Below are 23,716 nucleotides of genomic sequence, written 5' to 3' on the forward strand. Positions count from 1 at the left end.
TTAACTATTGTGAATTACAGGCGTTAAATGCCTGTACCACCCACCACAAAAAACGCGATGAAGGCACTAGATGCCTTCATACTCTCTTTATAATTTATCATCTAGAAAAACATTATATGTTTTTCCGAGTGACGAACTTTCACAACTAGGGATAGTCGGGATGTTCCCGGGCGCTACCAGGGTATGGAAACTGGATACCTATGGCCTCAGCAGGGAAAAGATAGACTATCTTTCAGATGCATTTTAGGAAATAGCAGTAAAATATAACCTTTAGGTTGATTAAGGTGAAAAAATGAGCAAATCAAATAATTATAATCCGGAAACTCTTTCCATACATGCAGGACAGCAACCGGATCCCACTACAGGTTCAAGGGCTGTTCCGATCTACCAGACTACGGCCTATGTCTTTGATGATACAGAACATGCGGCAAATCTTTTTGCCCTGAAGGAATTTGGCAATATTTACACTCGCCTGATGAATCCTACCACCGATGTCTTTGAAAAAAGGATGGCTGCGATCGAAGGTGGTACTGGTTCCCTGGCTGTTTCCTCCGGTATGTCTGCCATTTCTCTTGCCCTGCTTACAATTACCCGTCTGGATGATGAGATTGTGGCCGCCGATAACCTCTATGGTGGGACATACCAGTTATTCAATCATACCTTCCCCAAACTGGGACGGAGTACAAAATTTGTAGATTCCACTAACCCGGAAGCCTTCAGGCAGGTCATCAATGAGAAGACTCGGGCTGTGTATATCGAGTCCATAGGAAATCCCAAGCTTGATGTACCGGATTTTGAAGCAATTGCGGCCATAGCCCATGAGGCAGGTATACCGCTGATAGTGGACAATACTGTGGGTGTTGGACTTGTGAAACCCATTGAACACGGTGCTGATATTGTTGTTCTTTCCGCTACCAAGTATGTCTGTGGCCACGGTACTTCCCTTGGAGGCGTAATTATCGATTCCGGTAATTTTGACTGGGGCAGCGGTAATTTCCCTGAGTTCACAGAACCCGACCCTAGCTACCACGGTCTTGTGTACTGGGATGCATTCAAGGACGTTCCTGAGATGGGTAACATCGCTTTTGTCATGAAGGCCAGGGTCCAGTGGCTAAGGGATCTGGGAGCAGCAGTAAGTCCTTTTAATTCGTTCCTTTTCCTGCAAGGACTGGAGACTCTTTTCTTGCGTGTGAAAAAGCATTCTGAAAATGCATTTGAGATCGCCCGTTTCCTAAAAGATCACCCAAAAGTTTCATGGGTTAATTATCCGGGATTTGAAGACCATATAAGTCACCACAAGGCTCAAAAGTATCTTGTTGGAGGATTTGGCCCAATAGTGGGATTCGGTATCAATGGAGGGCTTGAAGCCGGTAAACAATTCATTGAAAATCTTGAGCTGTTTTCCCATCTTGCCAATATCGGGGATGCAAAGAGCCTTGTTGTCCACCCCGCTTCCACCACCCATCAGCAGCTTACCCCTGAAGAACAGGCAAGTACCAGTGTTACGCCTGATTATATCCGCTTGTCCATTGGTATCGAGGATGCAAAAGATCTGATCGCAGACCTTGACCAGGCGTTGAACGGGGTGGATGTATGACCGAGAGGTCCGTAGGTTATGTGGAAACAAAACATCATCATCTAAAAGAACCCTTCAGGCTTGTGAGTGGTGATGAACTTGCAGAGGTTTCCATAGCTTATGAGACCTATGGCAAACTGAATTCTGACAAATCCAATGTAATTCTTATATGTCATGCGCTAACCGGCGATGCTCATGCTGCTGGCTGGCATGAAGAGGATAAAAAACCAGGTTGGTGGGATGTTGTAATCGGGCCCGGGAAAGCTTTTGATACCAATAAGTATTTTGTAATATGCTCTAACGTCCTGGGGGGTTGTAAGGGAACCACAGGCCCGGCCTCAACCAATCCCCAATCCGGTTTGCCGTATGGCCTGTCTTTTCCCCGTGTAACAATTGAAGACATGGTAAACCTGCAACACACATTACTCAATAATCTGGGTATTTCCAGCCTATATGCAATAGCAGGGGGTTCCATGGGAGGCATGCAGGTTCTGCAATGGGCGGTATCCTATCCCGGTTTCATGAAAAGGGCCATTGTGCTTGCATCTACAGCAATTTCCTCTCCCCAGCAGATTGCTTTCAATGAGGTTGCAAGACAGGCAATAATCCGGGACCCTTATTGGAATGATGGGGATTATTATGGTGGGCAGTTGCCCAAACAGGGTCTTTCCCTTGCACGCATGATCGGACACATCACATACCTGAGTGATGATTCCATGCATGATAAGTTTGGCAGGGATATCCGGGAAAACGAAATGTTCCAGGTGGAGAGTTATCTGCACCATCAGGGTGATACTTTTACCAGCCGTTTTGACCCGAATTCCTATCTTTATCTTACCGGAGCAGTTGACAATTTTGACTTAAGTAATGGTTTTTCCCTTGCAAAAAGTTTCAGCAATATAGAATCAGAATTTATGGTTATTTCTGTCTCTTCGGATTGGCTTTATCCTTCCTACCAGTCCGAGGAAATAGTCCAGGCACTTGGTTCCAATGATATAAATGTGCAGTATCGTAAACTTATTTCACATTTTGGTCATGATGCCTTTTTGCTGGAAAAAGGGCAATTAAATTATCTTCTATCCACTTTCCTGGGCCATCTTACTGTGGGAGATGTCATGTCGGAGGACGTGTCGACTCTCCGTGAAGGGTGCACGCTGGAAGAGGCGGCGCAATTAATGATTTTGAAAAATGCAACACATATTCCGATTCTGGATGCAAGCGGCCGTATTACTGGTATAGTGACTTCCTGGGATATCACAGGGGCTGTTGCCAACAAGATAAGTTCCATCGAAAAAATACTGTCACGGGATATTTTAACATCCCATCCCGATGAAAACCTTTCCAGTGCAGCTCTTATTATGGAAGATCATGCAATCTCGGCCCTTCCTGTGGTTGATGAGAGAGGTTGTCTTGTAGGGATCCTTTCCAGTGATACTATCAGTGCAATGGTGGGAAGGGGTGCAAAGTGATACGAGTGCTGTGATTTATTCCAGTTACTCTGTCCCTTTCTTTTCTTTGTTCTTTTCTTTTGTATTGGCAGGCTTTTTAAATTTATTTTTATACCACATTTTCCTGCGATAATAGTTCAGGGGGTGATTGATTCTTTTGCAAAGCTCATCGGCTCCATGGCAATTGCCGTAAGTCTTCATGGTACTGCATGAGGGAGGAGTATATTTCGTACCTGAGGAACCGGCAATATGTTCAATCTGGTATCGTGTTTTTTCTTCATCAAAATCCGGGGACACATTGAACATGTTGATTATGTCATCCACTGTCATGCCGATACCTGTCAAAAAGGAAGTCATTGCAAAACGCATTGAATGAGCAAGGTTTACCCCTGTGCGAACATTATTAATGGCATAATTGATGCATGGGGGGAACAGTTTACTGTCTACTTCTCCTGTCTGTCCACTTTCAATATCCCCTTTCTTTTGCTGGAGTAGTTCCTTCAATCTTGACAGTGCACCTGAACAATCGGTGCAGGTCTTTTCGGGAACTTTGAGGGGTAGGCTGTCATGAATACTTTTTTTAATTGCTTCCTGCAACAATCGGGCAAAATCTTTTCTTTCAACAAAAACGTTGCCATGTACCATTCTCTGGTTTATCAGCTTCCACTCAATTGCTTTGAGGGTTGTGGAATATTTCAAGAAATCCGCAAAATGTAAATGGAAGCCTCTTTCGTGCTGCTTGGCATGGATTCCGAATTCTTCTCCTATTTCCCTGAGAAAAAAATCTTCTCTCTCTAACAGCAGGGAATATGCAGCTTCGGCTTCAGCATGAGAATATTTACGGTTAAGGTAGGGATCGTTCAGGCAGGATACGAGTATTCTTGCATAAGGGTAGGAAAGAAGTTCTGTAAGTACCCGTCCCTCATCTGTATTTGTAAGGGAGGGTTTGCTGATGCCCGAGGTCAGAGACTGGATTAATCTTTCCTCACCCCTGAGTCTGGCTGATTGGAACGCCCTTGAATTTATAAGGCGGTCCAGATCAAAATCCAGTTCTCCGACATATTGCGAAGCGGCGGATGTAAAGGGGTACAGTGCAAGTTCTGCCCTTTCCATAATTTACTCAGACTCTATTCTGGGGGCCAGCAGATATCCGACCTTGCCTCTTCCACCTGCAATTTCAAAATTGATCTTGATAGGGAAATCATTTCCTATCTGGAGGGTTACCTCATTGGATTTAGAGGCAGGTTTTGCTATGTCAGAAAGGTAATCCAGGGAAAATAATGATCTTGCAGGTCCCGGTGTGATGCTTATCAGTTCATCACGGGGCATTTCCTGACGCATACGATCCGTGTCGCCTTCTGCTTCCAGGAAGAAGGTTTCTCCTTCAACTCCCATTGACATATGGTCACTTATTTTCTCGGCTGCTTTTATGGTCCTGCTGAATCCTTTACCGTTCACAACGATCTCTGCAGGCAGTTCAAGCTGGGGTATCCTGGGTTCTGCGCGGATTGTAGACGGGTCAAGCAATGTAAGTGTATATGATATTCCGCCAATGCTTATGGAGAGTTTCCTGGAATCCTCTTCCAGTTTCATCTTCACTTTGTCCGTTTTTTCCGCGACACCCAATATGTCCAGTACTCTTGTAAGATCTAAACCAATCTCGCTTTCCTCTGCCTGGTATTCATCAAAGGCATCAGCCTGAAGTTCAAAGCTGACCATGGCAACGTTGGCCGGGTCCACAGCTTTCACGCCTATACCTTCGGGTGAGATGTGTACTCGGGCTTCGTCAACCAATACAGATAATGATTCAATGGAATCTTTCAGAAGTGATGCATCAATTGTTGCCTCTAACATTTTGTCGCTCCGCCTGATTATTTTAAAATCTGAAAATCATTATACGCGACAGGTTATATAAGTTTTTATTTTGTCGGAGGATATCAGTCATATTCTCTCCAGGTATAACTGCATTTTGTACATTTAAAGAACCTGGTCTCCGATTCATCTGCTGAACGTAGTTGTCGCATCCACCAGTATGCTTTGTTATTTCCACATTCCGGACACTGGACAAGTGTTGTAGGTAGCCCTTCATCGACATTTTCCTCAAGCACTGTAACCTCACGTTCATCACGTTTGGTTTTTGAAACCATATTTTCTGCGCCTTCTTCCCTGCTTTTCTCATATCCACATTTGCGACACTTAAGGTCCCCGTCGCTGGGAAACATCATACTCTTACATTTTGGACAAAACTCCATCAATATCATCTCCTGCATCATTTAGGATCCGCTGGTGGTCAAAAGCGAGCTCGGGCAGGTTGTTGGGATCAAAACATCCAACGTCTGCAGCATCTGTATCTGCCTTTGGTTCGCCTTTGCCTACTGCAAGGTAGGCCACGGATACTGTGTGGCCCCTGGGATCACGGGAAGGGTCTGAATATACACCAACCAATTTGAGTATTTCGATTAGAAGCCCCGTTTCCTCCATTACTTCTCTCTTTACCGCTTCTTCTGTGGTTTCACCAATCTCTACAAAACCACCCGGCAAGGCAAACGATCCCCTGTAAGGTTCATTTTTCCTTTTAATAAGTACTATCTTCCGGTTTAATATGATTACGCCATCGACTGTTAGCAGGGGTGTTTTCGGTCTCATTCTGACAAAACCTTAATAGGATAGATACTATATTAAGATTGGATACTTATTAAGGTGCTTCCAAAATGACAGATTATATTTTATTGATAGCAATAGGGTTAATGATTCTTTCAGCTATTCTTCCCGGTAAATTATCCTATCGTAAACTGATAGGTGCTTTTGGATGGATTACTTTTGGTGCGCACTGGGCTTACCAGCCAATCCATTACATGGAAATCAATGATTATTTCAATGTATTCCTTACAATAATGATTGCCTGCTTCTGTCTTATGATGGCTTACTCGATGGTAGATGAGTACAGATCAAAGACCCTGCCGGTTGAGAATCTGGATATTACTTCAATGGTGACCAGCGCGACTGCAATAGGTTCGCTTTTCTATTTTCCTTTTGCCCAGCTGCCTTCACTTAATTACTGGATTATTGCTACTGTTACGGATAACATTACCTGGCTTCTTGGTGTTCTGGGCTATCAAGTTACTCAGGATTCCTGGAACCTGATCTCTTACAACGGATATACAGTGGAGATTATCCTTGCCTGTACTGCCATTGAAAGCATTGCCCTTTTTAGCGGCCTGATTGTTTCTGTCAAGGCGCCCGTTTCTAAATTGTTCCAGGCATTTATGGTTTCAGTACCGGTTATCTATATACTGAATATTTTTCGTGATGTTTTTGTAATTATAGCTTATGGGGATCAATGGTTTGGAGCAGAAAGTTTTGAGATTGCCCACCATATGATTGCCAAGATGGGTTCAGCGGCAGCCCTCTTTGTAATTGGTTATGCTGTTTTGAAGATTCTTCCCCAGCTCTTCGATCTGATTGATGGACTTGTGTCCCTTTCAAGGTTCAGGTTAAAGGACATTATTGATAAAATTGCAGGAAACAGGTAAATGCTTGCAAAAGGTTCTCATAGCTGGGTCTTTACGGCCTCATTGTTCACAATTGCAATGGGATTTATGTATATAACTTCGCGATTGCAGATATTTAACGTTAAATCAATGCTGGATGTGCCTTTGCTGGGCGGAAATACTTTCTTTTTGAGCCTGTTTTCCGGCTGGCAAATATTCCTCTACTCTACTTTTGGGTTTGGCTTGCTGACAGTATTTTTTGTTTTCTTTTTCCGTGATCCTAAGCGGGATTCCCCTCTCTGTAAAAGCTGTATCCTTGCCCCGGCCGATGGTAAAATTTCGGATATCAGGGGCCGTAAGGTTTGCATTTTCATGAACATTAACAATGTTCATGTAAATCGCGCTCCCTTTTGCGGTAAAGTTTTATCTGTAAAACACTTTAAAGGAAGCTATCTGCCGGCATTTACCAAGGATTCCTCCCGCAATGAGAGAATAAATATCCTGCTGCAGACATCCGTTGGAAAAATTGAAGTAACCCAGATAGCCGGTTTCCTGGTGCGCCGGATAGTAACCTATGTGGAGGAAGGGGATGAAATCCTGCAGGGAGAAAAGATTGGAATGATACGTCTGGGGTCCCGGGTGGATGTTACTATCCCAGAAGGATTTGATATTTGTGTCAGTAAAGGGGATAAGGTGTATGCAGGCGATACCAAAATTGCAAAAACCCCACATCATGAGAGGTAATGGATGGATATCTTCAAGGACCTGGTCCTGCCGGACATAATGACATTAACAAACGCTGTTTTCGGACTTTTAGCTATCTTCGCGGCCTTTAGTGGACAGATTGAGCTGGGTTTTGTTTTTGTGCTGGTTGCAGCGGTAGCCGATGGGATGGATGGTTATCTGGCACGTACTATTAGCCAGGGTCCAATGGGGGAATATCTTGATTCTCTTGCAGATGCTGTTTCTTTCGGAGTGGCCCCTGCATGTCTGATCTATTTAGGTATATCAGGTCTTCTGCGATACGCAGCGGGTTTTTTTGCCTGCATGTATCTGGTTTGTGGAATATTGCGGCTTGCCCGTTTCAACACTAAAAAAAAAACAATCCCGGATTTTGAAGGTTTGCCAATCACGGCTTCTGCTGTAGTTTTATCATCCTATGCCCTGCTTGCCCCCCAGTATATCTATAGCTGGGTAATCTTCGGTCTGGTCGTGCTGTTGTGCTATCTAATGATCAGTGATCATCCTTATCCCAAACTTCGCGGCCCCAGGGCCATGGGTGCTGTATCAGTGCTCTTTTTCTCAACAATACTGTCCTATTTCCTGCTTAATTCCTATATGTGGATATTCTCCACTATCCTGTTTTTGTCCCTGATGCTATATCTGGAATCTCCTATAATGAGGATTCCCAGACAGTATTATGAAAAATAAATTAATTCAAAAAGAAAAAGGGAGATCATGTATGTTCTTCTCCCTTTCTGACCTCAAAGTTAAGACCACGCTCATCGGCATCGACAACAACAGTATCGGATTCCATCACCTCTCCACTGACAATACGTTTACCTACCTCGGTTTCAAGTTCGTTCTGGATGACCCTTTTCAGTGGTCTCGCACCGTACGTCTCACTATAGCCAGCATCTCCCAGGTATTTCTTCGCCCGGTCAGTGATTTCAAGATCGATTCTGCGCTCTTTGAGCCTCTGCACAAGGTCTTCTATCTTGATATCCACGATGTATGTCAGCTGGTCCTTGGTAAGGGCGCGGAATATGGCGATCTCGTCGATACGGTTGAGGAATTCCGGCCTGAAGTGTTTGGTGAGTTCGTTCATGGCCGTCTCCTGCATCTTGCTGTAGGCAACTCCTTCTTCAAGTTTGGAGATGGCGTAATCCACACAGATATTGGAGGTCATGATCACGATCGTATTCTTGAAATCCACAGTCCTGCCCTTTGAATCGGTCAATCTGCCGTCATCGAGCAACTGGAGCATGATATTGAATACATCATGATGGGCTTTTTCGATCTCATCAAACAGGACGACCGAATAGGGATTCCTGCGTACGGCTTCAGTAAGCTGGCCCCCTTCATCATGGCCGATGTATCCCGGCGGAGCACCGATAAGCCTTGCAACTGTGTGTTTTTCCATGTACTCGGACATATCAACGCGGATCATATGGTCTTCGCTATCGAAAAGTTCGGTTGCAAGGGCTTTGGCGAGTTCGGTCTTACCCACACCGGTAGGTCCCAGGAAGATGAAACTGCCGATTGGCCGACGTGGGTCCTTGATTCCCGCCTGGGCACGGATCACAGCATCTGAAACGGCTTTTACTGCCTCGTTCTGGCCGATCACTCTTTCATGCAGGCGATCCTCCAGATGCACCAGTTTTTCCCTTTCTCCCTCCATAAGTTTGGTAACCGGAATTCTGGTCCACTCGCTTACTACATGTGCAATATCTTCCTCGTCCACCTCTTCCTTGAGAAGCATATTGGTTTGCTTTTCCTTCAGACGATTTTCCTCTTCCTCGTATTCATGCTGCAGGGGAACAAGAGTACCGTATTTCAGCCGGGATGCCTTTTCAAAATCGCCTTCTGTCTCTGCCAGTTCCAGCTGGGTCTTGGTATCATCGATCTGTTCTTTGATACTGTTCAGTTTTGCAATGGTGGCCTTCTCGTTTTCCCAGCGAGTGCGCATTGCGTCGGATTCGGCCCGGATTTCTGAGATCTCTTTCTCCAGGCTCTGCAGCCTTTCTTTTGAAGCAGCATCCTTTTCCTTTTTCAGGGCTTCCTTCTCGATCTCAAGTTGCATCAGTTTCCTGTCAGCTTCATCCAGGCTGGCCGGTTTGCTGTCGATGGCAGTCTTTACCTTCGAGGCTGCCTCATCCAGCAAGTCTATGGCTTTGTCAGGCAGGAACCTGTCCGATATATACCGGTCACTCAACACGGCGGCTGCAACCAGGGCACTGTCCTTGAGCCGTACTCCGTGATGAACCTCATATTTCTCTTTCAGTCCTCTCAGGATAGAGATGGTGTTCTCAACATCCGGGGCATTCACCATCACAGGCATGAACCTGCGCTCCAGGGCTGCATCTTTCTCGATGTATTTCCGATATTCATCAAGGGTGGTTGCACCTATACAGTGCAGTTCTCCCCTGGCCAGCATAGGTTTGAGCAGGTTGCCGGCATCCATTGCACCTTCAGTGGCTCCTGCCCCTACAATGGTATGCAACTCATCGATGAACAGTATAATCTGTCCTTCAGATTCGGCCACTTCCTTCAGGACTGCCTTGAGTCTTTCCTCAAATTCTCCCCGGAATTTGGCTCCTGCGACCAGAGAACCCATGTCCAGAGCCACGATACGTTTGTTCTTCATTGCATCGGGAACGTCCTTTTTTGCAATACGCTGCGCCAGTCCTTCTACAATGGCGGTCTTACCCACGCCTGCCTCTCCAATAAGTACCGGGTTATTCTTCCTGCGGCGGGACAGTATTTCTATCGTATGCCTGATCTCATGATCCCTGCCGATTACCGGGTCAAGTTTTCCCTGGTTGGCAAGTTCTGTAAAATCGATGCCGTATTTTTCCAGAGGTTCATATGTATCCTCCGGGTTTTCTGATGTCACTCTGCGATTCCCCCTGATTTCCTTTATCGCCTGGTTCAGGCGCTCTTCATCTGCCCCGAATTCCTCGAGCAGTTCCTTGCTGTAGCTGCCCTTTTCCCGGGCCAGGGCTACCAGTATATGCTCTACACTGGTATATTCATCATTCATCTTACTCGCAAGGGATGCAGCATTATCCAGTACCCGGATGGCTTTCTGGGTGAAGTAAACATTCTCGCTTCCCGGACCTGATACCTGCCCAAGCCCTGACATGTGTTTTTCGAGTTGTTCTTTAACCATTGCGCTGGAAATGTTCATCTTATCAAGCAAAGAAGGCACAAGTCCTTCCCTTTGTTCCAAAAGAGAAAGGAACAGATGCTCCGAATCAATCTGCTGATGATAATATCTTGCAGCAATGGTTCGGGAATTTTGTATTGCCTCCTGGGCTTTCTGTGTGAAATTATTCAGGTCCATACTGATCCTCCATTATTTAATTCAATACTTCAGGGCTTTATACTTTTGGAGTGTTTTTCTGAAGACATTCTCTCCCCGAAGTGCAATGCTTCAAAAAAAAACAAGCCCTGCAAGACAGCAGGGCTTACCCGGTGAAATCAGATTATTATTGCAGGTGCATTTTCATCCTTTTCCTCGTCGTATTCAGCGACAAGGGCTTCGGTGGAGAGTACCATTCCTGCAATTGAAGCTGCATTCTGTAGGCCGCTTCTGACTACTTTTGTCGGGTCGATTACACCTGCATTGTAAAGGTTTTCAACGATTCCTTTCTTGGCATTGTAACCGACTTCTTCATCAGCTTCGGCTTTGATAAGTGCTATTACCTCGGCACCTTCCTTGCCTGCGTTGTGTGCGATCTGGCGCAGGGGTGCTTCAAGAGCCTTTTTCACGATGTTGGCACCTACCATCTGGTCTTCTTCGAGTTCCACTTTTTCCAAATGTGGGATTGCATGGAACAGGGTCACTCCGCCACCGGCAACTACTCCCTCTTCAACGGCTGCTTTTGTGGCATTGAGAGCATCGTCGATCCTCATCTTCTTTTCTTCGAGTTCGGTTTCTGTTGCAGCCCCTACTTTGATTACTGCCACGCCACCTCCGAGTTTGGCCAGTCTTTTCTGCAGTTCCTTCTTCTTGTATTCAGCATCAGTGATATTGATCTGGGACTCTATCATTTCCATACGGCTTTCGATGGCATTTTTGTCCCCTTTGCCTTCGATGATAGTGGTCTTCTGCTTGTCCACACTGACCTTGTGAGCACTTCCGAGCATCTCGTCGGTAACATCCTCGAGTTTCATCCCCTTGTCTTCACTGACAACAGTTCCTCCCGTCAGCACGGCGAGGTCTTCCAGCATATCCTTTTGGTCATTACCAAATCCAGGGGCTTTGACTGCACTTACTTTGAGGGAACCTCTCATAATATTGAGAATAAGGGCCGCCTGTGCATCCCCTTCTACATCCTGTGCTACTATCAGGAGGGGTTTTCCTTCCTGTGCGACTTTTTCGAGCACCGGTACTATCTGGTTTACATTATTGATTTTCTTGTCTGTAAGGAGGATGTACGGATTCTCAAGTTCACAAACCATTTTTTCCTGATCGGTTGCCATATAGGGTGAGACATATCCTCTGTCAAACTGCATACCTTCAACGACTTCCAGGGTTGTCTCCATTGTTTTGGAGTCGTCTACTGTAATTACGCCGTTGTACCCGACTTTGTCCATAGCATCGGATATCAGTTTGCCTATTTCCTCATCATTGTTGGCAGAAATTGTTCCTACCTGTATGATCCTTTCCTTATCCTTTACTTCCTTGCTCTGGGTCTGCAGGTATTCAACGGCTTTAGCGGTTGCTTTATCGATTCCCCTTTTGATCTCAATGGGGTTTGCTCCCGCCGTAATATTACGTATACCTTCACTGATCATTGCCTGTGCGAGCAATGTTGCTGTAGTTGTCCCATCCCCGGTATTATCCTGTGTGCGTGAAGCGACTTCTTTGACAAGTTTTGCTCCCATATTCTCAAACTTGTCTTTCAGCTCGATTTCTTTGGCAATTGTAACGCCGTCATTGGTAACTGTAGGATTGCCTGATTTATCAAGCACGACATTTCTTCCTTTGGGCCCAAGGGTTACCTTAACGGTGTTGGATACTTTGTCGATACCTCTCAGTAAAGCCTGCCTGGCATTTTCGTCGAAAGTGATCTGTTTAGTGGTCATTTATATACCCCGATAACTTATTCTTCAACAATTGCAAGTACATCCTTGAAATCTATGAAGAGATATTTCTCTCCGTCCATTTCCATTTCATCACTCTGGAATCCACCATAGATGACATGGTCGCCTTTTTTGACCGGTAATTCTTTACCGTCTTCGTATGTGCCTGCGGCTACAATATTTCCTTCCTTTTTCTCTTTCTGGGCACTTTCCGGGATGTATATACCTCCGGAAGTGACCTCCTCTTCCTTAATAGGTTTGATAAGAACTCTTTCTCCAACTGGTTTTATGTTCATGCTTTGTCCTCCTGACCTTTTCAGACCAACTCGGTCAGTATGCAATCTTAATGGGAAATCTATTATTTAAACTTTTTGTTTTTTATGTATTTCATTTGTGTTTTGTAGATATCATATCTACAAAAATCAGTTATTTTTATATACTATTATTCTGTTATCATCTCTTATGAGCCGGCAGATTATTCTGTTAAATCTGGAAAAACCAAGAAAGAAGGACCCTGAACAAGATTTGCACTGGTTATGTAATAGCTTTGGCCTGTCTTCGGGAAGGGATATAGAAAACACGGCAAACCGGATTGTAATGACTTTGCTTGATAACATTGCCGAGAATGAACGTGTTTCATCGGAAATGATAGCTGAGGCTCTTGGCATAAATCTCTCCCGTGTTAATCACCATGTACGGAATTTGGTAAAGGCAGGACTTGTTTACCGTGAAAAACGTCTGCTTTATCTAAGAGGGGGGAGCCTGAAGGCAGCAGTACATGAAATGCGCAAAGACTCCGAGCGTATGTTTGATGAACTGGAAGCCATTGCTTCAGAGATTGACAGGCAAAAAGGTATCAGTAATCGTTGAAAAATACGTTTTGTCGTATTAAGTTTATAAATTAATGTTTTTAAATTCCATACTTTTTCTTCTGTATGTCAGTTTATTTTATAGGGGTATATGTTAAGATACTTGTCTATGGCAGAATATATTGCCCAGAATAAATTTATGAATTATTCTGATTTGACATTTCCGTTTTCTGGATATTTTTTAAATCGGAGGACAAAACGAGCCCCATGTGGATCATTGTCTTCTACATCTATTGAACCATAACGATTCATTGTGGTTTTGACAATGTATAGGCCCATTCCACCATTACCTGTGGAAAATCCTTCATCAAAAACCTTCTTTTTTATGGAATCGTGTATACCAGTTCCGTTATCACTTACCTGAACCTCTACATCATCTTCTTTTACTTTCACTTTTATATCAACAATATCTGCCTTTCCATGTTTAATTGAATTTTCTATCAGGTTTTCAAAAATTGAATATATGACTTCATCTGCCATGACTGTGGCATCGCCTTTCGTATTGATTTGCAAGTCATATTTGCCATGCAGTTTTTCAAAAACCTTACTTAATTGGAATGGTTTGAGTTCTTTCTCAAAATTCAATGTATTTTCAAAAATTTTCATTTCGTTTATTCGGGAAAAACTCTTTTCCACTGCCCTTTTCATCATGTCAAGATATTTATCATCCCTTTTATTCCTGAATATATCTACAGACATTGAAATTGCACTCAGGTCATTGGATATATCATGGCGAAGGATCTGGTTGACAGTTTGCAGTTCTTTTGTGAGTTGAGCCTGTCGCCTTTTCATGTTCCTTCTTTCTGTGACATCCTCATACACTGCAACAATATCTCCGTTTGCAAGTTTGTAGATGTCATTTTTTCTCCATCCCTCTCTTTCTGAGTCACAATAGTGGAAGGGCTCCATATGGATATGGTTGCCTGTATTCCAGACCTTACTTAAGTTATCCAAAAAACCTGTTTCTCTGGAGTTGGGGAAGGTTAAGGTTAATTTTTTCCCGATGACATCTTCCTTTTTTACCCCTTCTATTTTTTCTACCGCCGGGTTTATGTCCTTAATAACAAAATCTTTTCCGTTGTCAACAGGTTCAAAAACAGTTACTCCGTTTTTCATTGCCATGAAAAGGTCTGTGTATTTTTTCCTTTCCTGATTCAATTCCCCAAACAACATCTCATAGGGTTTGTCAAGACTTGTAACTATTACTGCTTTGTAAATAAGGTAAAAAGAAATTAACTTGAAAAAATGTCCTACAAGGTTTGAAAATCCATACACGCTTATGTAGAAAGTAAAAACAAGTTCTGCAATTATGGTAAAAACAATGGCCAGTGCCAGATATCTGTATACATTCGGTAGGAAAGTGCTTCTTTTTTGATGAAGCAATGTAAGTGCTACTAGCAGTATAGAAGCGATCAGGTATTCACTGTATATTTTAAAAGAAGTCAACCCCTCTCCTTCGATGTAAGAATCCGGGAAATATCCTCCAAAAATTGAGACAATCAGAACTGTTGTGACGATGAGGTAGGTTGTTGTTACATTTGAAGCTTTTACTTTTTTCCCTATGATGGAGAATGATGCCACAAGGGTCAAACTTTCCAGATATCTTGCTGCTATCCATAGCTGGGTGGGTAGATTTGCATCATAGCCTGGAAATATACCCATGCCTTTATACGCAAAAGTATGCAAAAGATCAATCGAGGCTATGAAAAGATATCCAATACCCGCAGCCAGTATGTAATTGTTCTCTATAATGCTCCTGCGGTTCCAGACTATCAGGAAAAAAGCAACTGCAACAATTATACTGAATAATTCTGCAAGCGAATGGAATAATAGGTAATTATCAAGGCTTATGATATACAATCCGACAATTACCACTACTAGAAAGATAATATCACTGTATTTTCTAATACCGGTATTATTTTGATTCATATAGCCTCTTCAATGCGAATAGAAGGAGTTTTTCTTTTCATTATATGTATTAATGTTATATATGTATTGTATTATTAAAATACTGTCGTGTAATACATGGAAACGAAAAATGTGAAACCTATGATAATTGAAATGGAAAATGTCACAGTTTGTAAAAATGGCAACACATTACTGGACAAATTCTCTCTTAATATTAAAAATGGGGAAAATGTTGCAATTATCGGTCCTAATGGAGCGGGCAAATCTTCTTTTATCAAAACAGTTACAGGAGAATTACGTCCTCTTCATTCTGAAAAGACGATTGTCCGCTTATTCGGAAAGAAGCGTTGGGATATTTTCGGGCTGCGCAATAAAATGGGTATAATCAGCGGTGATCTGCAAGACGAATACATGCGCGATATTCCAGGAATCGAGGTGGTAATATCTGGTTTTTTTAGCAGCATAGGCCTGTATCGCAATCATACTATTACAGGGGCTATGAAAAGGCGGGCCCATGAGGTGCTCGTTTTTCTTGGTATTGAACATCTTGCCTCACGTCCCATAAACGAAATGTCAACAGGACAGGCCCGCAGACTACTGGTTGCCAGGGCACTTGTGCATGACCCGGATGTACTGATACTGGATGAACCTACCAACAGTTTGGATCTCATGGCACGGCATATTTTCAGGCAGTCCATGCGCACCATTGCTTCAAAAGGTAAAAACATAATTCTTGTAACACATAATCTTGAAGACCTGATCCCCGAAATTGACAGGGTGGTCCTGCTCAGTGAAGGAAGGGTATACATGGATGGGCCAGCGGATGAAATATTAACCGCAGAAAACCTGTCTGATATATTTGGAATACAGGTACAGGTTTTCTCTAAAGGCGGTTACTATCACGCCTGGTGATTATTCACGTATCATGGACTGGATTTCTGAACTGACTGTGGGGAACACATAAACCACTCTCTTGAACTGGGAAAGCGTCAGTCCAAGTCTCATTGCCATTGCAAAGAGATTAATCACTTCTTCTGAATGGGATCCCAGTATGTGGGCGCCTGCAATTTTTTGGCTTTCTTTTTCGATGATGACCTTTGAGGCTGCATAGTTTTCCGACAGGCGCCTGCTGTTATACCAATGGCTGCGATCATGGATCAGGACTTCATACTTTTCAGTAGATTCGGACAGGCTAACACCTACACTTGAGAGAGGAGGAAGGGTAAATACTGTGGAAGGAATTCCGGTATAATCCACTGTCTTGACATTTCCTTTTATTATATTGTCTGCTGCAGTAGTTCCCTGCAAACTTGCAACAGGGGTTAAAGGAGCTCCCGGCTTTACACAATCGCCGGCTGCATATACGTAAGGATTGGAGACACTTTGCATGTACTCATTTGTCTCCACGAATCCATCTTTAGTTTCAACATTACCTCTTTCAAGTTCCATTCCTTCAAGGGCTGCAACCCTGCCGGAACCGTTGACTACCAGGTCACATTCAATCCGCGAGTCTTTGCCCTCACTATCCCTGGTATTCACAGTATATCCTGCTGAAGTACTTTCAACAGAGCTGACAGAGATACCTGTATTGACATTTATGCCGGCTTCCTGGGAAGCTTTTACCAGCAATTTGACCATGTCCCTGTCAAAGTGTTTGAGTACTTCACTTCTTTGTAAGATAGTTACCTGGCTTCCCGTACGTGCAGCGATATGGGCAAATTCAAACGAAATATATCCACCGCCCACAAAAACAATTCTACTGGGCAATTCATCGAGATTGAGAAATTGCTCACTTGTAATCAGATTTTCTTTGCCTTTAATTCCGATTTTTCGGGGCACTGAGCCGGGTGCAATCAGGATGTGTTTGCCCTTAAGGACTGTATCTGCTATCTTGACTTCATTTTGGGAAACAAACTTTGCCCCACCATGATAGGTTTCAATATCCATATTTTTGAACTTTTCTTCCTTGTCAGCGGGGAAATTTTCCACAAATGTTTGCTTAAATTCCATTAACTTGCTCCAGTCTACGGAAGATTGTGGCATGATCCCCAGCTTGTTGAAACGATTAACCTGTTCAACGGTTTCTGCAACACCCACAAGTACTTTTTTTGGCACACATCCCCGAAGTGCACATGTCCCGCCATATTCTCTGATATCTGTAATTGCGATCTTCATTCCTGCCGCAGCTGCCTTTTTCGCACAAACGGTACCTGCTACACCTGTCCCAATGATGATAATATCATATTCTCTGGCCATTTCCTTCAACCCTCAGGGGAAAATTAGGTAGTTGGAAGATAAATGGCTATCGCAAATATAGTTCAAAAATCGAAAAGAGTCTTCTGGGATTTGGCAGGCTTTGGATTATCCTTTTCCTTTCCTTCCGTTTGATTTTCTTTTGCAAGGTCTTTTTCTGCTGAAAACATGGAATCAAGGGTTGACTGTCCCCTGTCTTTTTCAGGAGCATGCATGAATACGTCGATATCTTCATCTTCCTTTTCATGCATCATTTCCCGGGAAGCATCATAGATTTTCTGGATTTTCTTTGTTACCCTTTTGCTTTCTGTCAGGTAAGCAATCTCATCTACATCGAGTTCAAGAGAATATGCTGCATCAACTGCATAGTCCTCGTTTTTGAGTAAAAGGCCGTACATCCGAAGCAGGTCTATACGGCAATCCCTGATTGGTTCATTGCAGTGCAAGCCCACTTTTGCAGCTATGTTATCCCTCATGTTTCGTTTGGAGCGCAGTTGGCCCATACGTCTCCACATTGAAGGGGGCTGTAACTTGCGGAAACCGGAATGTGAGTGCTTCTTTGCCATTGCCGTTCCTCCGCTTAAAAGGAAGCCGGCATATCTCCAGAGTCCATAGTTCTGCCGCAATCGCACCCTGCCAAGATATATATCAGCTCTTGAAAGGTTATGATAGGCGGTAGTTAGATCTTCACTTAGTGTTTCATCCTTGTCCAGATACTGGTTGGGGAGGTTCTCGTCTACCCACTGAATAAGGTCTTCAGGTGTTTCGTCCAGGGAAAAGGTTGCCCTGTAGGCTTCAACAGGATCTCTGCCCTTGAAAACGTTGGTAAGTACTTTGAAAATAGATTCTTTTGTATCCCTTTCGGCTGTGGTTACATCCACAACTTCTATCTCTTTTTTATCTGTTGCTGTTGCCTGCAAATCTTTTATGGCACTTCTGAGATCACCGCCTGTATTTTCAGCGATTTTCTCCAGCACGCCTGTGCCACATATTATCCCTTCCATTTTGCATATCTTTTTCAGTGCAGGCAGAACGGAGCGCTGGGGGATGGAATTGAATTTTATGTTCACACAATGAGAACGCAGAGTTGATGAGAGGGCATACAGGTCATTGGCAATGAGTATAATAGGTTGATTGGATTTCTTGATCACATTCGTAATGGCGCGGGTCCCTCCCCTGTCGGCCGAGCCATGCATATTATCTGCTTCATCCAGTATTATGAGGCGTTTTTGTATCCCTGTAAGTGTACTCATACGGGAAGCAGAACCAGCCACCTTCTCGATGATGCCGGCAGTCCGCTGGTCACTGGCATTCATCTCTATAATTTCCCAGCCCATCTCCTTTCCCAGTGCATGGGCAGCGGATGTCTTTCCAACACCGGCAGGTCCACTCAATATGGCTGCTTTTTTTTCAGGAACTCCGTGCTCCCATTCTTCTTCCCAGTCACGTAGGGCCTGCAGGGGTTTATTGTTCCCCACAACATCTGCCAGTTTGGTAGGACGGTATTTTTCTGCCCAATCTTGCGCTATTGTCATCTGTGACCTCACCTACATTAAAGCGAAAACTAATTAATAATTGTGTTGTTTGTTGATTGTTAAACTTTGCATATTAATGAGGGTGCCCATGCAGAAAAAGACAGATGGATTGCTGGAGATCATACGTACAAGGGCTCTTGATAATTGTCCCCGGGTTGCACTGGGTGTGCGCAATCCTACTTCCAAACTGATCCAGAGTGCAGAAAAAGCCCAGGTTGAAGGCTATGCCCGGGTGGTTCTTGTAGGCGACCAGCGTGATATATCGGCAATCGGAACAAACCTTGAAGTGATCGATACTCCACAACCGGAAGAAGTTCTTGGAAGTCTGCTTGCATCCGGGGATGTTGATGCGGCTGTAAGAGGCACGGCAAAAGCCTCAGGCACCCTGTCTCACCTCAAAGAGGTACTCGGCATTGAGAAATTATACAGGGTTGCTTTCCTGCTAACTCATGACAATAATCCTTTTTTCCTTGCACCTGTGGGTATTGATGAAGGGCACTCTCTTTCCGATAAAATTGAACTTGTACAAAGAAGTGCTGCCTATATCCGCAGGTTTGGTATTGAACCAGAGGTTGGCATCCTTTCCGGAGGACGTATGGGGGACCTTGGACGTGACGAACGTGTGGACCGTACCCTGGCAGATGCGGATTTTCTGGCAAACCGGTTAAACGATGCGGGAATAGATGCGAAACATTACACGATACTTATAGAGGATGCCATCAGGAAATCTAACTTCATCCTTGCCCCGGATGGCATATCAGGCAATCTTATCTTCCGTTCACTTGTATTTCTGGGTGGGGGCAATGGAATTGGGGCACCCGTCCTTATGGACAGGCATGTGTTTATTGACACATCCCGGGTGGGCGGCCATTATACCCTGGCCATAATGCTTGCTGCAGCTCTTGTTTCTAATAAAAGGGAGGTTGTATAAGTTGGATACAGTTTCAGAAAAATGGCCTGTTACAAAAGGAGATTTCAGTGCAGGCAATCCCAAATCCTGTATCGCCGTGGTAACCCTTGCAAGTTCGGTGCCTCTGTTTGAAAAAGCAGCAATCTGGGGTAGTTGCAAAACGGAAAACCTGGGGGCTGAGAAAGTTGTAATGAATGTTGTTTCCAACTGCAATATCAGGTACGTACTTCTCTGTGGTGGTGAATCCCGGGGCCATCTTGCAGGCCAGACCCTGAAAGCCCTTTACGAAAACGGTATTGATGAAGATGGCAGGATCCTGGGTTCAGAGGGGGCGATTCCCTTTATTGAGAACCTGGAGATTGAAACAATTCAGCGTTTTCGCCAACAGGTGGAACTTATAGACCGTACCGGGCTTACTGACATTGATGAAATATACTCGATTGTTGACAATTATCATGATTCGGAGAAACCCTTTGAAGCTTCTCCAATATCCTTTAGAAAAGCTGTCAGGAAATATAAGCCACCTGAATCCATCAGTGCTGATATACTTATCAGTGAAAAAGTGGTTATGGATGCTTTTTCCGGCTTAATTTACGAGATTGCTTGAGGTTTTCAAATGTTCAGGTTCCAAAAAGATCAAAAAATTGCCAATATTGCCGGTGTGAAGATAGGCGGTAATCCCGGTGAACTGCCCACAGCCCTTGCAGGTACAATATTCTACGAAGGACATGATATCGTGGAGGATGCGAATGAAGGGTTGTTTGACCGTAAAATTGCAGAGGATCTGCTCAATTCCCAGCGTGCATCATCTGATGAAACCGGTAATCCATGCCTTGTGCATATATTCGGCAATACAGAACAGGCCCTCAGCAACTATATTGATTTTGTCAGTGAAATTACGGATTCTCCTTTCCTTATCGATTCCCCCGATCCGCTGGCCCGGATGGCTGCGGCAGAATATGTGAGCGAGATTGGTCTGGGGGACAGGGCAGTTTATAATTCCATAAATATGACCATCGGTGAAAAGGAGTGCAAGGTGTTAAAAGATTCAGATATAGACAGCTCCATAGTTCTGGGGTTTAATGCCATGGATTCAGGTTTCAAAGGCAGGATGCAACTTCTGGAGTCCGGTACTTCTTCAATGGACAAAGGCCTGATAGATATCTCTCTGGAATGCGGGATGTGCAATATACTGATTGATCCAGGGATAACTCCTATGGGTAATGGTTCCGGGGTCAGTCTGAGGATTACGCTGGCAGCCAAGGCCAAATGGGGATTGCCGGTAGGTTCGGGAATTCACAATGCTCCTTCTTCCTGGGAATGGCTCAGGGATAAAAAGAAACATGATCCCCTTGTGTTTAAAATGTGTGATATCGCATCTGCCGTAATGCAGCAGGCAGCGGCCGGAAATTTTGTACTTTACGGCCCCATTGAGAATGCACCCTACATCTTCCCGGTGGCTGCGATGTCAGATATCATGATCTATGAATCTGCCGAAGAATTTGAAATAGAACCTGCTTCTTCCCATCCATTTAACAGGTTGGTCTGACTATATTGTTTTGTACATAAATCAATGGTCTAATACTAATGAAGTGATTCAGATGAGACAATTGAAAATTGACATTCCTGATAACCTCTTTGCTAAACTTGAATTGATGCCGGATAGTGACAATTTTATACGCAGTTTGCTCGAAGAAGCCCTCGATCCTGAAAATACAATCGATGACCCAGGCTTGATGGCTCAAAAACTCATCTCAATCGAAAACAGATTGAAATCTATTGAGGATCACATAGCAGGCACTTCCTCGCCAGATCCGGTTCCTCCTTCTCCTGAGCCTGACAATTTATCTCCGGATGAAAAACCTGTAGTGGCTGCAGATCCTATGCCCGAAGAAGTTGCCGAACAGGAGGATGATCCGTTCTATACTAAAATGAAGAGGATAAAGGACAATGAAAAAGCAAGTTCAGCAGACGAAGCGCCTTCTCCTCTTAAACAAAGTATACTCCAGTACCTTCCTGATGGCATGATAATTAAAAAGCAAGTCCTTATAAGCCTGCTTTCGGTACGCTATCCGAAGGATGAAGTTGAGAAAAATATAGAAGATATGATCGGGGAAGGTACCATCTCCCTTCTGGATAAAGAAGACGGCACCTGCGTTCAACGTAGCTGATTATTCCCTGATAGCGCCCTTGTTAGCAGAACTTACGGATTTCCTGTAACGGGCAAGATATCCTTTTACTTCTTTGACAAGGGGTTTGAAATTTTCTTTCCTCTTCTGCATCTCTTCTTCATCGATAAGAAGCTCCAGTTTTCTTGCAGGGATATCAATCTCTATAATGTCCCCTTCTTCGATAAGGCCAATTGGTCCGCCTTCCATGGCTTCCGGGGAAATATGGCCTATACAGGGCCCCCTGGTTCCACCGGAGAATCTGCCATCTGTGATGAGGGCAACTGAATCTGCCAGTCCCATGCCTGCAATTGCCGAGGTAGGGGAAAGCATCTCCCTCATTCCCGGGCCGCCCTTGGGACCTTCATAACGTATTACCACAATATCCCCGGGTTTGATGTTATTATCAAGGATTGCATGCATGGCTCCTTCCTCGCTTTCAAAGACCCTTGCAGGGCCCTTGTGCTGCATCATTTCAGGTTCAACAGCTGCCTGTTTGACCACTCCTCCTTCCGGGGCGAGGTTTCCTTTCAGTATAGCCAGGCCTCCTTCCTTATGGAGGGGCTGATCAAGGGTCTGGATAATCTTCTTATTTATGGCAGGATTTATGATCACGTATTCATCGATATTTTCTCCAACTGTCTTTCCGGTGATAGTTTTTTCTCCGGGGTTGAGTTTTGATTTCAATCTCTGCATTATTGCATACACGCCACCGGCTCTTTCAAAATCGATCATGTGATATTTGCCACCAGGTCTCAATCCGATGAGATGCGGGATTGAGCGACCCAGGCGGTCAAATGTATCCAGGGGCAGTTCCATATCGAATGCATGGGCAATAGCCGGCAGGTGCAGGGCTGTGTTGGTACTTCCGCCCACTGCCATGTCTACCATGATCGCATTCTCGAAAGATTTCTGGCTGACCACCTTGCGTGCTGACAAACCTTCATCCACCATTGCAACGATACGTTCTCCGGATTCCTTGGCGATGTGGATCTTTTTGGCATCTACCGCATGGGCCGTGGCACAGCCGGGCAAACTCAGTCCCAGCGCTTCGGTCATACATGCCATTGTATTGGCGGTAAACATTCCGGCACATGATCCGGCCCCCGCGCAGGATACATTTTCAAGTACCTTCAGTTGCTCGTCGGTGGCTTTGCCGGTGCGGTGTTCCCCGATTCCCTCGAATACGGAGACCAGATCCCTTGGCTCGTCTCCCGAAAAACCGGGCAGCATAGGTCCGCCGGTAACCACGATAGTCGGAATATCAAGCCGACCGGCAGCCATGAGATGGCCGGGGGTGATTTTATCACATGATGTGATCATTACCATGCCGTCCAGACGGTGGCCTTCGAGCATGAGTTCGATCGAATCCTCGATGACTTCCCTGCTGGGGAGGGAATATCTCATTCCTTCATGCCCCATCGCAATACCGTCACATATGCCTATGGTATTGAATTCAAAGGGTACTCCTCCGGCATTGCGGATACCTGCCTTGACGGCTTCGGATACCTTATCAAGATGAATATGGCCGGGAACAACTTCGGTCCAGGAATTTACCACCGCAATAAACGGTTTTTCCATTTCTGAATCTGTAACTCCTGTAGCTCTGAGGAGGGAACGGTTAGGTGCCCTCTCTGTCCCTTTTTTGATACTGTCACTTCTCATGTGGAAACCTCTGGGTAAGTATTCCATATTTATGAAACATTAAATATAAGTAAGCTTTCTGTTTGTCCTTATAGGAAGGTCC

The 23,716-nt window shown here is 44.4% G+C and carries 22 protein-coding genes; 11 read left to right on the forward strand and 11 right to left on the reverse strand.

Annotated features, from left to right (window positions below; all coding sequences use genetic code 11):
• Positions 1 to 292: 292 nt before the first annotated feature.
• Together BKM01_RS06915 and metX are read left to right on the forward strand one after the other, a co-directional pair.
• The gene (locus BKM01_RS06915) at positions 293 to 1,597 is read left to right on the forward strand and encodes an O-acetylhomoserine aminocarboxypropyltransferase/cysteine synthase family protein (protein ID WP_072359002.1); all 1,305 of its coding nucleotides are present in this window, start codon (positions 293 to 295) and stop codon (positions 1,595 to 1,597) included.
• Complete coding sequence (metX, locus tag BKM01_RS06920; RefSeq protein ID WP_072359004.1) at positions 1,594 to 3,045, forward strand: homoserine O-acetyltransferase MetX; 1,452 nt, start codon at positions 1,594 to 1,596, stop codon at positions 3,043 to 3,045. The genes BKM01_RS06915 and metX overlap by 4 nt, the downstream gene beginning before the upstream one ends.
• A gap of 24 nt (positions 3,046 to 3,069) precedes the next feature.
• Here the strand turns inward: metX and priL are convergent, their stop codons facing one another.
• The 4 genes from priL to BKM01_RS06940 all read right to left on the reverse strand — a co-directional run bounded on the left by priL (position 3,070) and on the right by BKM01_RS06940 (position 5,670).
• The gene (gene priL / locus BKM01_RS06925) at positions 3,070 to 4,137 is read right to left on the reverse strand and encodes a DNA primase regulatory subunit PriL (RefSeq protein WP_072359006.1); all 1,068 of its coding nucleotides are present in this window, start codon (positions 4,135 to 4,137) and stop codon (positions 3,070 to 3,072) included.
• Between the two features lie 3 nt (positions 4,138 to 4,140).
• Positions 4,141 to 4,878 (reverse strand): DNA polymerase sliding clamp, encoded by a 738-nt coding sequence (locus BKM01_RS06930; protein ID WP_072359008.1) that lies wholly within the window; start codon positions 4,876 to 4,878, stop codon positions 4,141 to 4,143.
• 83 nt (positions 4,879 to 4,961) lie between these two features.
• Entirely contained in the window at positions 4,962 to 5,276 is a 315-nt protein-coding gene (locus BKM01_RS06935; protein WP_072359010.1) for a transcription factor S, read from the reverse strand.
• On the reverse strand, positions 5,254 to 5,670 hold the full coding sequence (locus BKM01_RS06940; protein ID WP_072359012.1) for an NUDIX domain-containing protein: 417 nt from the start codon (positions 5,668 to 5,670) through the stop codon (positions 5,254 to 5,256). Before BKM01_RS06940 ends, BKM01_RS06935 begins: the two co-directional genes overlap by 23 nt.
• A gap of 65 nt (positions 5,671 to 5,735) precedes the next feature.
• Between BKM01_RS06940 and artA the strand changes: the two genes are divergently transcribed.
• The 3 genes from artA to BKM01_RS06955 are packed head-to-tail and all read left to right on the forward strand — an operon-like array spanning position 5,736 to position 7,946.
• Positions 5,736 to 6,557 (forward strand): archaeosortase A, encoded by an 822-nt coding sequence (gene artA / locus BKM01_RS06945; RefSeq protein ID WP_072359013.1) that lies wholly within the window; start codon positions 5,736 to 5,738, stop codon positions 6,555 to 6,557.
• Positions 6,558 to 7,259, forward strand: coding sequence for a phosphatidylserine decarboxylase (locus BKM01_RS06950; protein WP_072359015.1), 702 nt, complete (start codon positions 6,558 to 6,560; stop codon positions 7,257 to 7,259). It begins immediately after the preceding gene.
• A 3-nt stretch (positions 7,260 to 7,262) separates the two neighbouring features.
• The gene (locus BKM01_RS06955; protein ID WP_072359017.1) at positions 7,263 to 7,946 is read left to right on the forward strand and encodes an archaetidylserine synthase; all 684 of its coding nucleotides are present in this window, start codon (positions 7,263 to 7,265) and stop codon (positions 7,944 to 7,946) included.
• 25 nt (positions 7,947 to 7,971) lie between these two features.
• Here the strand turns inward: BKM01_RS06955 and clpB are convergent, their stop codons facing one another.
• The 3 genes from clpB to groES all read right to left on the reverse strand — a co-directional run bounded on the left by clpB (position 7,972) and on the right by groES (position 12,622).
• The gene (clpB, locus tag BKM01_RS06960; RefSeq protein ID WP_072359019.1) at positions 7,972 to 10,581 is read right to left on the reverse strand and encodes an ATP-dependent chaperone ClpB; all 2,610 of its coding nucleotides are present in this window, start codon (positions 10,579 to 10,581) and stop codon (positions 7,972 to 7,974) included.
• A gap of 137 nt (positions 10,582 to 10,718) precedes the next feature.
• Positions 10,719 to 12,329 (reverse strand): chaperonin GroEL, encoded by a 1,611-nt coding sequence (groL, locus tag BKM01_RS06965; protein ID WP_072359021.1) that lies wholly within the window; start codon positions 12,327 to 12,329, stop codon positions 10,719 to 10,721.
• A 17-nt stretch (positions 12,330 to 12,346) separates the two neighbouring features.
• The gene (gene groES / locus BKM01_RS06970; RefSeq protein WP_072359023.1) at positions 12,347 to 12,622 is read right to left on the reverse strand and encodes a co-chaperone GroES; all 276 of its coding nucleotides are present in this window, start codon (positions 12,620 to 12,622) and stop codon (positions 12,347 to 12,349) included.
• Positions 12,623 to 12,788: 166 nt separating this feature from the next.
• Between groES and BKM01_RS06975 the strand changes: the two genes are divergently transcribed.
• Positions 12,789 to 13,196, forward strand: coding sequence for a MarR family transcriptional regulator (locus BKM01_RS06975; protein WP_072359025.1), 408 nt, complete (start codon positions 12,789 to 12,791; stop codon positions 13,194 to 13,196).
• A gap of 143 nt (positions 13,197 to 13,339) precedes the next feature.
• Here the strand turns inward: BKM01_RS06975 and BKM01_RS06980 are convergent, their stop codons facing one another.
• Positions 13,340 to 15,124: a sensor histidine kinase gene (locus BKM01_RS06980; protein WP_072359027.1), complete on the reverse strand. Its 1,785-nt coding sequence runs from the start codon at positions 15,122 to 15,124 to the stop codon at positions 13,340 to 13,342.
• Positions 15,125 to 15,220: 96 nt separating this feature from the next.
• Between BKM01_RS06980 and BKM01_RS06985 the strand changes: the two genes are divergently transcribed.
• Positions 15,221 to 16,015 carry an ABC transporter ATP-binding protein gene (locus tag BKM01_RS06985; RefSeq protein ID WP_072359029.1) on the forward strand — a complete coding sequence of 265 codons (795 nt, stop codon included), beginning with the start codon at positions 15,221 to 15,223 and terminating at the stop codon, positions 16,013 to 16,015.
• On the opposite strand, the gene BKM01_RS06990 is transcribed toward BKM01_RS06985, so the two are convergent.
• A complete protein-coding gene (locus tag BKM01_RS06990; RefSeq protein ID WP_072359031.1) occupies positions 16,016 to 17,359 on the reverse strand; it encodes a dihydrolipoyl dehydrogenase family protein in 1,344 nt (447 codons plus the stop codon).
• 62 nt (positions 17,360 to 17,421) lie between these two features.
• Complete coding sequence (locus BKM01_RS06995) at positions 17,422 to 18,891, reverse strand: replication factor C large subunit (protein WP_072359033.1); 1,470 nt, start codon at positions 18,889 to 18,891, stop codon at positions 17,422 to 17,424.
• A gap of 88 nt (positions 18,892 to 18,979) precedes the next feature.
• On the opposite strand from BKM01_RS06995, the gene mtxX reads away from it, so the two are divergent.
• From mtxX to BKM01_RS07015, 4 genes are read left to right on the forward strand one after another with little or no spacing between them, the layout of a single operon-like run.
• Positions 18,980 to 19,822 carry a methanogenesis marker protein Mmp4/MtxX gene (gene mtxX / locus BKM01_RS07000; RefSeq protein ID WP_072359035.1) on the forward strand — a complete coding sequence of 281 codons (843 nt, stop codon included), beginning with the start codon at positions 18,980 to 18,982 and terminating at the stop codon, positions 19,820 to 19,822.
• A 1-nt stretch (position 19,823) separates the two neighbouring features.
• A complete protein-coding gene (locus BKM01_RS07005; RefSeq protein ID WP_072359037.1) occupies positions 19,824 to 20,408 on the forward strand; it encodes a tetrahydromethanopterin S-methyltransferase subunit A in 585 nt (194 codons plus the stop codon).
• 9 nt (positions 20,409 to 20,417) lie between these two features.
• Positions 20,418 to 21,350, forward strand: coding sequence for a tetrahydromethanopterin S-methyltransferase subunit H (mtrH, locus tag BKM01_RS07010; protein ID WP_072359039.1), 933 nt, complete (start codon positions 20,418 to 20,420; stop codon positions 21,348 to 21,350).
• 52 nt (positions 21,351 to 21,402) lie between these two features.
• Complete coding sequence (locus BKM01_RS07015; protein ID WP_072359041.1) at positions 21,403 to 21,972, forward strand: hypothetical protein; 570 nt, start codon at positions 21,403 to 21,405, stop codon at positions 21,970 to 21,972.
• Here the strand turns inward: BKM01_RS07015 and ilvD are convergent, their stop codons facing one another.
• Entirely contained in the window at positions 21,973 to 23,634 is a 1,662-nt protein-coding gene (gene ilvD, locus BKM01_RS07020) for a dihydroxy-acid dehydratase (protein ID WP_072359044.1), read from the reverse strand.
• Positions 23,635 to 23,716 lie beyond the last annotated feature (82 nt).

It is taken from the genome of Methanohalophilus portucalensis (assembly GCF_002761295.1).
Taxonomy (GTDB): Archaea; Halobacteriota; Methanosarcinia; order Methanosarcinales; family Methanosarcinaceae; genus Methanohalophilus; species Methanohalophilus portucalensis.